Here is a 13,444-nt window from a genome sequence, read left to right as displayed (position 1 = left end):
AGCATGGGCCGGGTGGCCCGCACCCCCTCGCCGCGGCTGCCCGCGGCCCGCCGCCCCCGTCTCGTCACCGCCCTCCTCGCCGCCGTCGCGCTGACCGGCACCACCGCCGCCAGGTGCGGTGACGACACCCCGGCGGTCAGCGTCGCCGCGGTGGGGCGCGCGCCGGTCACCGAGGTGATCGACGCGCCGGCCACCGTGACGGCCCGGGCCGCGGCGACGCTCACCGCCCCCGCCGACGGCACGGTGGCCAGCCTGAAGGTCCAACCCGGACAGCGGGTCACCCGGGGCCAGGTGCTCGCCGTGATCGACTCGCCGTCCGCGCGGGAGCGCCTCGCCCGGGCGCGGGACGCGCTGCGCGCCGCGAAGCGGGCCGGCCGGGGCGTCGGCGTCGGCGACCTGGGCGGCAACCGGCGCGGCACCGACCGGGCCGCCGACGAGGCGTTCGCCGCCGCCCGCGCCGCCGCCGGCAAGGTCGGCGACCCGACGGCGCGCGCCGCGCTGCTGCTCCAGGTCGAGTCCGCGCAGCGGCAGTACGCCTCGGCCGCCCGCGCCGCGGACCGCGCGGTGACCGCCGTGCAGCGCGGCGTGGCGGGCCTGAACAGCGCCGTCGGCGCGTTGTCGGCCGCGCAGCGCCTCCAGGCCCAGCAGGCGTACGACCTGGCGAAGGCGACAGTCGACGCGTTGACGCTGCGCGCCCCGATCGCCGGCGTGGTGCAGCCGGGTGGCACCCGGGCGGCGGCGCCGACCGACCTGTCCGGGCTGCTCGGCGCGGCCGGCGCCGCGGGGGTGCCCGGTCTCGACCCGTCGGCGTTGGGCGCGGCCGGGTCGGGTGGTGGCCCGCCGGCCGGGGTCGACGACGCGGTGCCGGCCGGGGGCCGGGTCACCGCCGGCACGCCGGTGCTCACCGTGGTGGACATCGGCCGGTTGGGCCTGCTCGCCGAGGTGGACGAGACGGACGTGCTGCTGGTCCGCGCCGGGGTGCCCGCCTCGGTCGAGTTGGATGCGGTGACCGGCGCGACGTACGAGGCGACCGTCCGCTCGGTGGACGTGCTGCCGACCAGTTCGGCCCGGGGCGGCGTCACCTACCGGGTCCGGCTCGACCTGGGCGCCGGCCGGCTCGGCGAGTCGGCGGCCGCCCCGGCGCCCCGCCCGGGCATGAACGCGGTGGTCCGGCTCCGGGTCCGGGAGGCTGCGGACGCGGTGGCGGTGCCGGCCTCGGCGGTCTTCTCGGCCGACGGGCGGGACGCGGTCTGGGTGCTGCGGGACGGCCGGGCGGACCGGGTGCCGGTGACCGTCGGCGTGCAGGGGCAGGATCTGGTGCAGATCGTCGACGGGGTGACCGCCGGCGACCGGGTCGTGGTGCGCGGCGCCGACCAGGTGCGCGACGGCCAGGAACTTCCGTGACCGTCGCCGCGATCGAGGCGGTCGACGTCTCCCGCTCGTACGAGCTGGACGGGGTGTCGGTGTCCGCGCTGCGCGGCGTGTCGCTCACCATCGAGCAGGGCGAGTACGTGGCGGTGATCGGGCCCTCCGGTTCCGGCAAGTCCACGCTGATGCACCTGCTCGGCGGGCTGGACCGGCCCAGCGGCGGCCGGTTGGTGATCGGCGGCCGGGACGTGGCCACGCTGACCGCGCCCGAGCTGGCGACGCTGCGCAACGAGACGATCGGCTTCGTCTTCCAGGCGTTCCACCTGCTGGCCCGCACGTCCGCGGTGGACAACGTGGCGCTGCCGCTGGTCTACCGGGGCGTCGGGGCGCGGCAGCGGCGGGAGCGGGCGGCGGCGATGCTGGGCCGGGTCGGGCTGGGGCATCGCCTGCACCACCGGCCGAACCAGCTCTCCGGTGGCGAGCAGCAGCGGGTGGCGATCGCCCGCGCGCTGGTCACCGAGCCGGCGGTGCTGCTCGCCGACGAGCCCACCGGCAACCTGGACAGCGTCACCGGCGAGGCGGTGCTGGAGCTGCTGGAGCGGTTGAACGCCGAGTCCGGGGTGGCGCTGGTGATGGTGACGCACGACCAGGAGGTGGCGGCCCGCGCGCGCCGGCGGATCGCGGTCCGGGACGGGCTGATCCGGTCCGACACCGTTCATGATCGACCGGGGTCGGACGCTGCGGGCGGACCTGCCACACTGGATCCCGCTCCCAGCGCGGAGCCCCGGTCCGCGTCCGGAAGCGGCCCGGGGCACCCGTCCGGTGGCTCCGGTGGCGCCACCGGAGCCACCGGACGCCTTCCGCGCGACGCCGGGGGTGTCGGGTGAGGGTGGCCGAGGCGTGGCGGGTGGCGCTGGACGCGCTGCGCGCCAACCGGATGCGCAGCCTGCTGACCATGCTCGGCGTGATCATCGGGGTCGCCTCGGTGGTGATCCTGGTGGCCATCGGCACCGGCACGAAACGGCAGGTCGAGCAGCAGGTCGAGGGGCTCGGCTCGAACCTGCTCCTGGTGGTGCCGGGGAAGATCGAGGTGGGCACCGCGCCGGTGGTCTCGCCGCTGGACCTCAAGGACGTCGACGCCGTCTCCCGGGTGGTCGGCGATCCCGGCCGGGTGGCCGTGACGGTGGCCTCGGGCGCGACCGCGCGGGCCGGCAACCGGTCCGACTTCACCACCGTGCAGGGCGTGCTGGAGACCACCCCGTCGGTGTTCACCCGGTCGCTGGCCCGGGGCCGCTACCTGACCGGGGCCGACGTGGACACCAGCCGCCGGGTGGCGGTGCTCGGCGCCTCGGTGGCCCGGACGCTCTTCCCCGACCGGGACCCGCTCGGCCAGCAGGTCACGCTGGCCGGTGTGCGGTTCCGGGTGATCGGCGTCTTCGCCCCGCTCGGGCAGAGCCTCGGCGTGGACCGGGACGACGAGGTGCACGTCCCGGTGACCGCCGCGCAGCGGCTCTGGGGCACCCGGCGCATCGACGGCATCGCGGTCAAGGCGCCGGACCGGGAGCGGATCGACCAGCTCGGCGAGCGGATCGTCGCGGAGCTGTCCCGCCGGCACCCGGACACCGAGTTCAGCGCCGTCACCCAGCAGCAGATCCTCGGCGTGCTCGGCGACATCCTGGGCGTGCTCACCGGCGTGCTGGCCGCCATCGCCGGCATCTCGCTGCTGGTCGGCGGCGTCGGCGTCTCCAACATCATGCTGGTCTCGGTGCGGGAACGGACCCGCGAGATCGGCCTGCGCAAGGCGGTCGGCGCCCGGCCCCGGGACATCGGCGTGCAGTTCCTGCTGGAGGCGGTGCTGCTCACCTCGATCGGCGGCCTGACCGGGATGGCGCTCGGGGTGGGCACCGCGCTGCTGGTCGACGCGTTCTCCCCGATCCCGGCCGCGATCACCTGGTGGTCGCTGGCGTTGGCGTTCGGTGTCTCGGCGGCGGTGGGCATCGTGTTCGGCGTGGTGCCGGCGCAGCGGGCCGGCCGGCTCGATCCGGTGGTGGCGTTGCGCGCCGAGTAGGCGGATCCGGACGAGCCACCCGTCCGGGCGAAAAAGCCCTGGCGGACGCCCGTCCCGCCATGATCAAAAGACGGAAGGGATCGCGCAGGTCACAGCCGTCCCGCTACCGTACTCATTACACGCGCGTCGCTCGTCGAGGCGGGAGCACCTGCCCGGTGGCACGCGCCGGGCACGGGAATGGGTCGGTGAGCCATGGCCGGGTCGCAGTCCGACGCACGGCTGTCGGATGTCAGGTTCCTGACCGTCGCCGAGGTGGCAACGGTCATGCGGGTCTCCAAGATGACGGTCTACCGTCTCGTGCACAGCGGTGAGCTGACCGCGGTGCGGGTCGGTCGCTCGTTCCGGGTGCCCGAGCACGCCGTGCACGAATACCTCCGGGGCGCGTTCCAGGAGTCCGCCTGACCCCTCGGCGGCGCCGCCGAGTGCGACGAAAAGGGGCATCGACGGGGGCGCGTTGGTCCTGCTGACGCACTCCGGCTACCCTGGAGCCCGACCGTGATCGCTCCTGGTGTGCCCGGCCCACCACGCTGGTCCGGTCCGTTGTCCGCAAGCGGGCACGGCGCCACCGGTGGTGGTGCCTCCCGGTCCGCCCCGCACGTTGCATCGAAAGGCTGTCGTATGGGCTCGGTGGTCAAGAAGCGCCGCAAGCGCATGGCTAAGAAGAAGCACCGCAAGCTGCTGCGCAAGACCCGCGTCCAGCGTCGCCGTCTCGGCAAGTGACCGGGGCCGGGCGCTGACCCGGCACCGGCACCACTTGCCAACTGTCGACCCTCGGAGGCTCAGGTGATCAGGCCGCGGACGTCCCGGCTCGATCCTGTCTGCCGCGCAAGGCGCACGACATGACCCTCGGTGGCACCTCCGGTGCCCCGGGGGTCGTCGTCGTCACCGGGGTCGGTCGTTTCCTCGGCGCCAACGTCGCCGCCCGGCTCGCCGCCGACCCGCGCATCGAGCGCGTCATCGGCGTCGACCCGGCTCCACCCAACCCCGAGCTGGCCGACCTGCTCTCCGACGTCGAGCTGGTCCGCCTCGACCTCGACTCGCTCGGCGGCCTCCTGATCGACCTCGACGTCGACGCCGTGGCGCACCTGGCGCTGGTCACCGCACCCGACGCGCAGCAGGGCGGCCGGGCGGCGATGAAGGAACAGAACGTCATCGGCACCATGCAGCTGCTCGCCGCCGCCCAGCGCGCGCCGCGCCTGCGCCGGCTGGTGGTCCGGTCGTCGACCGCCGCGTACGGGGTCTCGTTCCGTGACCCGGCCGTCTTCACCGAGGAGACCGAGCCGCGCGAGGTGCCGCGCGGCGGTTTCGGCCGCGACATCCTCGACATCGAGGGGTACGTTCGCGGCTTCCGCCGCCGCCGGCCCGACGTCACCGCGACCGTGCTGCGCTTCGCGCCGTTCATCGGCTACACGGCCGACACCACGCTCACCCGCTACTTCGCGCAGCCGGTGGTGCCCACCATCTTCGGCCGCGACCCGCGCCTCCAGTTCCTGCACATCGACGACGCGCTGACCGTGCTGCACCGGTCGGTCGCCGAGGAGCACCCGGGGACGTTCAACGTGGCCGGGCCGGGCGTGCTGTCGCTGTCGCAGGCGATCCGCCGGGCCGGCCGGGTGGCCGTGCCGGTGCTGGAACCCGGCCTGGCCGGGGTGGCCGCGGTCGCCCGCACGCTGGGCTTCGGCGGGTACGGCCTGGACCAGGTCGACCTCTTCGTGCACGGTCGGGTGGTGGACACCACCCGGCTGGAGCGCGAGTTCGGCTTCACGCCCCGCTCGACCGCCGCCGCCTTCGACGACTTCGTCCGCGCCCACCACGGCGGTGTGGTGGTGACCCGCGACCAGCTCGCCGCGGCCGAGCACCTGGTGCTGGAGAGCATCCGTCAGGTCCGCTCGACCGTCCGGGAGCGCTCATGAGCAGCCCACGGGAGCGGTGGGACGCCCCCTTCGACGTACCCCCGGCCGGGCCCGGACCGGACGCGGAGCCGGCGCGGCGCAACGGGCACCGGCCGGTCACCGCGCCGGCCGCCCGGCCGCCCGCGCCCGCGGAGCCGGCGGCGGCGGCGGACGAGCCGGACACCTCCACCGACGAGCCGGCCACGCGCCCGGTCGCGAAGAAGACCGTGGCGAAGAAGGCGGTCGCGAAGAAGGCCGTGGTGAAGAAGCCGGTGGCGGAGAACGCCGCCCCCGGGGACGCCCCGTCCGGGCCGGCCGTGGGCGACCGGCCGGGGGACCAGTGGGACCGCCGGGTCGCGCAGGGGCTGGCGTTCCTGCGACGCCGGCTCGCCGGTGACTACGAGGTGGACGAGTTCGGCTTCGACCCGGACCTCACCGACGCGGTGTTCCATCCGCTGGTCCGGCTGCTCTACCGGGACTGGTTCCGCACCGAGGTCGGCGGCCTGGAGCACGTGCCGACCGAGGGTGCCGGCCTGGTGGTGGGCAACCACTCCGGCACCGTGGCGCTGGACGCGCTGATCCTCTCCGCGGCGCTGCACGACCGCCATCCGAGCCAGCGCTACCTGCGCCTGCTCGGCGCCGACCTGGTCTTCCGGATGCCGGTGGTGTCCGAGTTGGCCCGCAAGACCGGCGGCACGGTCGCCTGCAACCCGGACGCCGAACGGCTGCTCGGCAACGGCGAGCTGGTCGGCGTGTTCCCGGAGGGCTTCAAGGGCGTCGGCAAGCTCTACTCCGACCGCTACAAACTCCAGCGGTTCGGCCGCGGCGGCTTCGTCTCCGCCGCGCTGCGTACCGGCACGCCGATCGTGCCGGTGGCCATCGTCGGCGGCGAGGAGATCTATCCGATGCTCGCCGACATCAAGCCGCTCGCCCGGCTGCTCAAGCTGCCCTATTTCCCGGTGACGCCGACGTTCCCCTGGCTGGGGCCGCTGGGCATGGTGCCGCTGCCGAGCAAGTGGCTGATCGAGTTCTGCCCGCCGATCCCGACCGCGCACCTGCGGGACTCCGCGGACGACCCGCTGGTCGTGTTCAACCTCGCCGACCAGGTGCGGGAGACCATCCAGCACACGCTGCACAAGCTGCTCGAACGGCGTCCGGACCCGTTCGGCCCCTGAGCGCCGGGTCAGCCGCGCTGGCGGCGGCGGTGCAGGGCCAGCCCGGCGGTCACCGCGCCGGCGAGCAGCCCGGCGGCGGCGGTCGAGGGCACGGCGATGCGGACGGCCCGACGGCCGGTGCGGAAGTCGCGGACCTCCCAGCCCCGCTCCCGGGCCCGCCGCAGCAGCGCCGGATCGGGGTTGACCGCGACCGCGCGGCCCACCGCGGAGAGCATCGGCAGGTCGTTGGCGGAGTCGCTGTAGGCCGCGCAGCGGGCCAGCTCCAGCCCTTCCACGGCGGCGAGCTGGGTGACCGCCTCGGCCTTCGCCGGCCCGTGCATCAGGTCGCCGACCAGCCGGCCGGTGTATGCCCCGTCGACCACCTCGGCCACCGTGCCGATCGCGCCGGTCAGGCCGAGCCGCGCCGCGATCACCCGGCCGATCTCCACCGGGGCGGCGCTGACCAGCCAGACCCGCTCGCCGGCGTCGAGGTGACGCTGGGCCAGCCGGCGGGTGCCGGTCCAGATGCGCGGCGCCATCAGCTCGTCGAAGATCTCCTCGGTGAGCCGTTCCACATCGTCGACCCGCCAGCCCTGCACGAAGGCGAGCGCGGCCTCCTTGGCCTGGGTCATGGTGCCGGCGTGCTCGGTGGCGAGCAGCCGGAACCGGGCCTGCTGCCAGGCGAACCGGGTCAGGTCACCGGCGGTGAAGTAGTTCCGGGCGGCCAGCCCGCGGGCGAACCAGTAGATCGACGCGCCCTGCATCATCGTGTTGTCCACGTCGAAGAACGCGGCGGCCGTCGGGTCCGGCGCGACAGTGGTCGCGGGAGCCGCCGGGGTCTCCGCCCAACCGGCGGTGTGCCCGTGGACGTCGGTGCTGACCGTCACCTTGCGGGACCCGGTCACGGCGACCTCCCTCCCTCGACGACCGCCTACGCGGTCCGGGTCGAGCGTATCCGGCGTCTCGTGACGGTCAGGTGTCCGTCGGGGGAAGTGTGGCCGTGCGCTCAGCGGTCGCCGGGGCAGGTGGTCGGCGCCGGCCCGAGCGTGTCGCTGGCCGTCGGCGCCGGCAGCCCGCAGGCGATCGTCTCGCGCAGCGCGTCGGTGCGCCGGCGGGCGGCGTCGAGCAGAGCCAGCGAGCGGTGGGTGCGGTCCCGGTCGGCGTGGTCGGGTCGGGCCAGCAGGCCGCTGACCACCCGGCGTTGGCCGGCGAGGAACGTGTCCACGGCGTCCAGCGCGGTCGGGTCGGAGCGCTGCGCGGCCACCGTGGTCAGTAGGCGTACGCCCTGGCGGGTGTCCGCGTCCATGTCGTCCAGGACGGCGCTGAAGCCGAGCCGGTCGTCGCGGACCGTGGCGGCCTCGTCGAGCCGGGTCCGGGCGAAGTCGAGGAAGAGCTGCCCACGGCTGATGTCCGAGCTGGCCAGTGCGAGCTGGGCGCGTTCGGTGGAGCGCTTCATGCCGTACAGCGCGTCGCCGGGCAGCGCGTTCTCGCTGGCGGCGGAGATGCCGGAGAGGGCGATCGCGCCGGCGGCCACGCCGACCAGGATCGCGCCCCGGGCCCGCGCCCGGCGGCCGGTGATGGCGGGCAGCAACGCGCCGAGCCCACCGGTGGCGGCGCCGGCGCCGGTCGTGGCGGTGACGCCCTCACGTTCGGCGGTGGCCACGAGCATCGCCCGCAGGCCGGTGCGGAACTCGGCGTCGACCTCGACGGTGGGCCGCTCGACGGTGAGCCGGCGGCCCACCTCCACGAGCGCGGTGAGTTCACCGTCGGCCCGGGACCGGACGTGGTGTCGGCGTCCGCCGTTGGCCTCGTCGAGGAGTTGCGCGAAGCGCTCGGCTCGCCGACCGGAGAAGAGGTCGCTGTCCACCGCGGGCACCCCCTCTCGCTGGTCACGGCCGGGCGGCCGTCGTCGTCACCAGCGACCCGTGGCAGCGTGTGGCCGAGGCCGACCGGAACGGCCGACCTGACCCGCCGGACCGGGTGGGCCCGGGGGACGCCGGGACAACCACTGGTCGCACCCGGAGAAACGGTTCGCGCCGGTCGCCGGTTACGGCCCGTTCGTCGGCGAAATAACCGGGTGTGACGGCGGTCGCGAGCGAGCCGGGCACGCGGCAGCCACCGGCGCCGGGCCGGTGGGCGGGGCGGGGGATGCGGCGGGGTCGTTCAGCCGTGGAAGCCGTCGGGCAGCAGCCGGGCCAGCGCCCGCACCGCCCGGTATTGCAGGGCCTTGATGGCGCCCTCGTTCTTCTCCATGGCACGGGCCGTCTCGGCGACCGAGAAGCCCTGGAGGAACCGGAGCACGATGCACTCCTGCTGCTCCGGGTTGAGCTGCTTCACGGCGGTGAGCAGGGCGACGTTGGTGATGTGCTCGACCACCGCCGCCTCCGGGCTGCCCTCCGGCCCGCGGTCCTCCCGGTCGGCGTCGAGGACGTCGCCGGTGGTCACCTCCAGCCGGTAGCGCCCGGACTTGAAGTGGTCGGCGACCAGGTTGCGGGCGATGGTGACGAGCCAGGCGCCCAGGTCACGCCCCTGCCAGGTGAAGCTACCGATCCGCTTGAGCGCCCGCAGGAACGTGTCGGAGGTGAGGTCCTCGGCGAGCTGGCGGTTGCCGACCCGGAAGTAGACGAACCGGAAGACGGTGTCGACGTACCGGTCGTAGATCAGGCCGAACGCCTCGGACTCGCCGGCCTGCGCCCGCTCGACCAGCGTCCAGACCTCGGTGGCCGGGTCGGACGGGTCGGGGCGGCTCGGGAAGCCGGTGGCGGGCGTGGCGGCCGGGACGGCCGGCAGCACCGCGGTGTCGCCGGCGGTCACCGCCGGCAGTACGGCGGTCTCGGCGGCGGAGGGCTCGGTGCTGGTCGCCGCGTCACCACGTCGGGCCTGGGCCGGTGGGACGGCCGGGCGGGGCGCGGCGCCGACCCGGCCGGCGGCGGGTTTGGCGTTGCCGCCGGGTAATGCCGGGCGCAGCGGCGCCTCGTTGCCGTGGTGCGCACGGCTGCGGGTCCGTAGCCCCTCACCGCGCACCGCGAGCAGCCCGTCCGCGCGTGGCGCGGGATCGGCGCGCTCGTTGAGCGGGTTCCGCTGGGTCGGGCCGGTCATCCCGGCCGGCCGTTCCGCGTGACCGAACGTGGTCACCGTGCCTCCCCGGTCCAGGTGGGCAGCGGCCTCGCCGGGCGCCGTGGCGGTGCCGCGGGACCGGGTACGACCCGGTGGGGCGCGGCCGGTCCGGGACGTGCCGGCGGGCGGCATGTCCCGTTGAGGTGCTGGTCCAATGCGCTCACGGGCACGGGGGCCTCCTCGGGCTGAGGGGTGTCGACTCACGGCAAATCGGGTGAGCCGACCCGAGTGATGATAGGCCCAACGTCACCCGCGCGTGGCAAGTCCGTTACACAGAGCGGAAGTATTTCCCGCGTGGTCGCACTCCTGCCGGACCGGTTGTCCGTCGCCTGTGGTTGACTTTCGCGCGGGAACCTGGTCCCGAGTGGAAAGTCCAGGTCGGGGCCGATTTTTCATCCGCCCGGCGTGTCGTGAGGACGATTCGTGAGGCCGTTTCCGCCAATGGCTGCCGGCGGCGGTGAAGATCCCGATCCCACGCATGGGAATATTGTCCACTGTCAATTGCGGTCCGGTCCGGCGGACCCGGGACGGGCGCTCGGGGCATGGCCCGGCGGACCCGGCTGTGCCAGACTCGGCCACCGTGCAGGACGCCGCCGACAGCCCCGCGCCGAACCTCGCCGACCGCCTCCGCCGGGCCGCCGCCGACCACGGCGACCGGGCCGCACTCCACTGGCGCGACGCCACCCTCACCTGGTCCGCGTTGGACGCGGCGGTCACCGCCACCGCCCGCGCGTTGCACGCCGCCGCGCCGCCGCCGGTCCGGACGCCGCACCCGCCCCGGGTGGCGATCGCGTTCGGCAACACCCCCGACTTCGTGGTCACCTACCTGGCCGTGCTCCGCGCCGGCCTGGTCGCCGTGCCGGTCAACCCCGCGCTGACCGCCCGGGAGCTGCGGCACGTGCTCGTCGACTCCGGCGCCGCGACCCTGGTCGGCGCCGCCGAGGTGACCGCCCGGGTGGACACCGCCGCGCTGCCCGCGCTGCGCGCGGTGCACACCGCCCCGCCGGTCGCCGGCGACGACGCCCCGGCCGGCTTCCCGATCCGCGGCGGGGACGACCTGGCCGTACTGCTCTACACCTCGGGCACCGAGGGCCGGCCCAAGGGCGCGATGCTGTCGCACCGGGCGCTGGCCGCCAACCACGCCCAGGTCGACCGGATCGAACCCCCGGTGGTCGGCCCCGACGACATCGTGCTGCTGGCGCTGCCGCTGTTCCACGCGTACGGGCTGAACTCCGGGCTCGGGGCGGTGCTGCACCACGGCGCCACCGGCGTGCTGGTCGACGAGCCCGGTCCGGCCGGGGCGCTGGACGAGATCGCCCGGCACCGGGTCAGCGTGCTGCTCGGCGTACCGTCGATGTTCCTGAGCTGGGCCGACGCGGCGGGGGACCGGGCGACGGCGATGGCCGGCGTGCGGGTCGCGGTGTGCGGCGCGGCACCGCTGCCGCCGTCCGTCGGCGCGCGCTTCACCGAGCTGACCGGGCACCCGGTGCACGTCGGCTACGGGCTCACCGAGACCGCGCCGGTGCTCACCTCCACGCTGGTCGGCGGCGAGCCGAAACCCGGCTCGATCGGCCGCCCACTGCCCGGCGTCGAGCTGCGCTTGGTCGGGGTCGACGGCGACGAGCTGTGGCGCGACGGGGTGCCCGCCGCCGAGACCGACGACGACGGGATGGACCTCACCGACGACCCGACCGGCACCGACCCCGGGCAGATCGTGGTACGCGGCGCGAACCTGTTCGCCGGCTACTGGCCGGACGGGCGGGGCGGCCCCGACCCGGACGGCTGGTGGGCCACCGGCGACGTGGCGTACGCCGACGGCGACGGTGACCTCTTCCTGGTCGACCGGCTCGGCGAGCTGATCCTGGTGAACGGCTTCAACGTCTATCCGCACGAGGTCGAGCTGGTGCTCCAGGCGCACCCCGGGGTGGCCGAGTCGGCCGTCCTCGGCGTGCCGCACCCGCGGACCGGCGAGACTGTGCGGGCGTACGTGGTGCGCGCGGCCGGCTCGTCGGTGACGACGGCGGAGCTGCTCGCCCACTGCGCGCCTAACCTGGCCCGGTTCAAGTGCCCGACCGCCGTCGAGTTCGTCGACGCCCTGCCGTACTCGGCGATCGGTAAGGTCCGCAAGACCGAGCTGCGCCCGGCGCCCCTGGTGCCGTCGCCGGCACCGCCGACCGAGACCCGCCCGGAGGTACCCGATGTCCAGTGACGCGAGGCTCATCCTGATCACCCGGCCCGGCTGCCACCTCTGCGAGGACGCCAAGGCGGCGCTCGACCGGGTGGTGGCGGTCACCGGCGACCGCTGGGTGGAGAAGGACGTGACCGGCGACGTGGAGCTGGAACGCGACTACGGCGACCGGCTGCCGGTGGTGCTGCTCGACGGCAAGGAGCACGGCTACTGGCGGGTCGAGGAGGACCGGCTGCTGCGCGACCTGACCACCCCTCAGCTCTAGCTATCGTGTCCGGGTGACGGAGACGCGGCGCCACCTGGTGTGGGACTGGAACGGCACCCTGCTCGACGACCTCGACCTGGTTGTCCGGGCCACCAACGTGGCGTTCGCCAGCGCCGGTGGCCCGGCGGTCAGCGCCGACGAGCACCGGGTGCGGTTCCGCCGGCCGATCGCCGACTACTACGCCGAGATGCTCGGCCGGGCGGTCGACGCCGAGGCGTTCGGCGCGCTCGACCGGATCTTCCACGACGCGTACCGGGCCGGGCTGACCAGTTGCGCGCTGGCCGCCGACGCCACCGCCGCGATCGCCGCCTGGCCGGGCAGCCAGTCGCTGCTGTCCATGTGGTTCCACGACGAGCTGGTGCCCACCGTGCAGACGTACGGGCTGACCCCGCACTTCCGCCGCGTGGACGGGCTGCGCGCCACGGTCGGCGGCGGGCACAAGGCCGAGTGGCTGGAGAAGCACCTGGCCGAGCTGGGGCTGGCCGGCCCCGACGTGGTGCTGATCGGCGACTCGCTGGACGACGCCGACGCGGCCACCTCGGTCGGTGGCGCGGCAGTCCTCTACACCGGTGGCCTCTCCGACCCGGGCACGCTGCGCGCCAGCGGGCACCCGGTGGCCGACACGCTCACCGAGGCGGTCACCCTGGCCCGCGCGCTGCCCTGAGTCGGGCCGGTCAGGCGCGCAGGTGGGCCAGGACGGCCAGCACCCGGCGGTGGTGGGTGGTGGCGTCCGGCGGCAGGCCGAGCTTGGTGAAGATGTTGCGGACGTGCTTCTCCACCGCGCCGTCGCTCACCACCAGCACCCGGGCGATGGCGGTGTTGGAGCGGCCCTCGGCCATCAACGCCAGCACCTCGCGCTCACGCGGGGTCAGCGCGGCCAGCGGGTCGTCGCGCCGCCGCCGCACCAGCAGTTGGCTGATCACCTCCGGGTCGAGCACCGTGCCGCCGGCGGCCACCCGGGACAGCCCGTCCAGGAACTCGTCGATCGCGGCCACCCGGTCCTTGAGCAGGTAGCCGATGCCGGCGCCGCCCGCGGTGTCCAGCAGGTCGTCGGCGTACGACACCTCGACGTACTGGGACAGCACCAGGATCGGCGTGCCCGGCACCCGGCGGCGGGCCTCCACCGCCGCGCGCAGCCCCTCGTCGGTGTGCGACGGCGGCATCCGCACGTCCACCACCGAGACGTCCGGCCGGTGCGCCACCACGGCCTCGACCAGCGCGTCCCCGTCGCCGACGGCGGCCACCACCTGGTGCCCGAAGTCGGTCAGCAGCCGGCTCAGCCCCTCCCGGAGCAGTACGGCGTCGTCCGCGATCACCACCCGCATGGGTCCGGTGTCTACCACGTCCGGGTCCCACCGCGAGGCCGCCGTCGGGCCCGGACCGCCGCCGGCC

At 75.1% G+C, this 13,444-nt stretch carries 14 protein-coding genes; 10 read left to right on the top strand and 4 right to left on the bottom strand.

Annotated elements, in window-relative coordinates; all coding sequences use genetic code 11:
- Nucleotides 1–3: 3 nt before the first annotated feature.
- The 7 genes from ACH495_RS08260 (at nt 4) to ACH495_RS08230 (ending at nt 6,503) form a co-directional block, all read left to right on the top strand.
- Nucleotides 4–1,404 (top strand): efflux RND transporter periplasmic adaptor subunit, encoded by a 1,401-nt coding sequence (locus ACH495_RS08260; protein WP_396857010.1) that lies wholly within the window; start codon nt 4–6, stop codon nt 1,402–1,404.
- On the top strand, nt 1,401–2,255 hold the full coding sequence (locus tag ACH495_RS08255) for an ABC transporter ATP-binding protein (protein WP_396857009.1): 855 nt from the start codon (nt 1,401–1,403) through the stop codon (nt 2,253–2,255). The genes ACH495_RS08260 and ACH495_RS08255 overlap by 4 nt, the downstream gene beginning before the upstream one ends.
- On the top strand, nt 2,252–3,436 hold the full coding sequence (locus ACH495_RS08250) for an ABC transporter permease (RefSeq protein WP_396857008.1): 1,185 nt from the start codon (nt 2,252–2,254) through the stop codon (nt 3,434–3,436). The genes ACH495_RS08255 and ACH495_RS08250 overlap by 4 nt, the downstream gene beginning before the upstream one ends.
- Nucleotides 3,437–3,628: 192 nt before the next feature.
- On the top strand, nt 3,629–3,838 hold the full coding sequence (locus ACH495_RS08245) for a helix-turn-helix domain-containing protein (protein WP_013288759.1): 210 nt from the start codon (nt 3,629–3,631) through the stop codon (nt 3,836–3,838).
- A 216-nt stretch (nt 3,839–4,054) separates the two neighbouring features.
- Nucleotides 4,055–4,156 carry a 30S ribosomal protein bS22 gene (locus ACH495_RS08240; RefSeq protein ID WP_007465623.1) on the top strand — a complete coding sequence of 34 codons (102 nt, stop codon included), beginning with the start codon at nt 4,055–4,057 and terminating at the stop codon, nt 4,154–4,156.
- A 119-nt stretch (nt 4,157–4,275) separates the two neighbouring features.
- Nucleotides 4,276–5,349, top strand: a complete 1,074-nt coding sequence (locus tag ACH495_RS08235; RefSeq protein ID WP_396857007.1) for an NAD-dependent epimerase/dehydratase family protein — start codon at nt 4,276–4,278, stop codon at nt 5,347–5,349.
- Between the two features lie 251 nt (nt 5,350–5,600).
- Nucleotides 5,601–6,503: a lysophospholipid acyltransferase family protein gene (locus ACH495_RS08230; RefSeq protein ID WP_396857337.1), complete on the top strand. Its 903-nt coding sequence runs from the start codon at nt 5,601–5,603 to the stop codon at nt 6,501–6,503.
- A gap of 8 nt (nt 6,504–6,511) precedes the next feature.
- On the opposite strand, the gene ACH495_RS08225 is transcribed toward ACH495_RS08230, so the two are convergent.
- The 3 genes from ACH495_RS08225 to ACH495_RS08215 form a co-directional block, all read right to left on the bottom strand.
- Nucleotides 6,512–7,387: an HAD family hydrolase gene (locus ACH495_RS08225; RefSeq protein ID WP_396857006.1), complete on the bottom strand. Its 876-nt coding sequence runs from the start codon at nt 7,385–7,387 to the stop codon at nt 6,512–6,514.
- 101 nt (nt 7,388–7,488) lie between these two features.
- Nucleotides 7,489–8,349 carry a DUF5667 domain-containing protein gene (locus ACH495_RS08220; RefSeq protein WP_396857005.1) on the bottom strand — a complete coding sequence of 287 codons (861 nt, stop codon included), beginning with the start codon at nt 8,347–8,349 and terminating at the stop codon, nt 7,489–7,491.
- Nucleotides 8,350–8,645: 296 nt separating this feature from the next.
- Nucleotides 8,646–9,617: an ECF subfamily RNA polymerase sigma factor, BldN family gene (locus ACH495_RS08215; RefSeq protein ID WP_396857004.1), complete on the bottom strand. Its 972-nt coding sequence runs from the start codon at nt 9,615–9,617 to the stop codon at nt 8,646–8,648.
- Nucleotides 9,618–10,077: 460 nt separating this feature from the next.
- Here ACH495_RS08215 and ACH495_RS08210 point away from each other — a divergent pair, with 460 nt between their 5' ends.
- From ACH495_RS08210 to ACH495_RS08200, 3 genes are read left to right on the top strand one after another with little or no spacing between them, the layout of a single operon-like run.
- Nucleotides 10,078–11,808, top strand: coding sequence for an AMP-binding protein (locus tag ACH495_RS08210; protein WP_396857003.1), 1,731 nt, complete (start codon nt 10,078–10,080; stop codon nt 11,806–11,808).
- The gene (locus tag ACH495_RS08205) at nt 11,798–12,052 is read left to right on the top strand and encodes a glutaredoxin family protein (protein WP_343444904.1); all 255 of its coding nucleotides are present in this window, start codon (nt 11,798–11,800) and stop codon (nt 12,050–12,052) included. The genes ACH495_RS08210 and ACH495_RS08205 overlap by 11 nt, the downstream gene beginning before the upstream one ends.
- A 13-nt stretch (nt 12,053–12,065) precedes the next feature.
- On the top strand, nt 12,066–12,716 hold the full coding sequence (locus tag ACH495_RS08200; RefSeq protein WP_396857002.1) for an HAD family hydrolase: 651 nt from the start codon (nt 12,066–12,068) through the stop codon (nt 12,714–12,716).
- A 10-nt stretch (nt 12,717–12,726) separates the two neighbouring features.
- On the opposite strand, the gene ACH495_RS08195 is transcribed toward ACH495_RS08200, so the two are convergent.
- The gene (locus ACH495_RS08195; RefSeq protein WP_396857001.1) at nt 12,727–13,377 is read right to left on the bottom strand and encodes a response regulator; all 651 of its coding nucleotides are present in this window, start codon (nt 13,375–13,377) and stop codon (nt 12,727–12,729) included.
- Nucleotides 13,378–13,444 lie beyond the last annotated feature (67 nt).

Origin of the sequence: Micromonospora sp. NPDC018662, from assembly GCF_044391475.1 — a bacterium.
Taxonomy (GTDB): domain Bacteria; phylum Actinomycetota; class Actinomycetes; order Mycobacteriales; family Micromonosporaceae; genus Micromonospora.
This window is presented reverse-complemented; position numbering and strand designations above follow the sequence as displayed.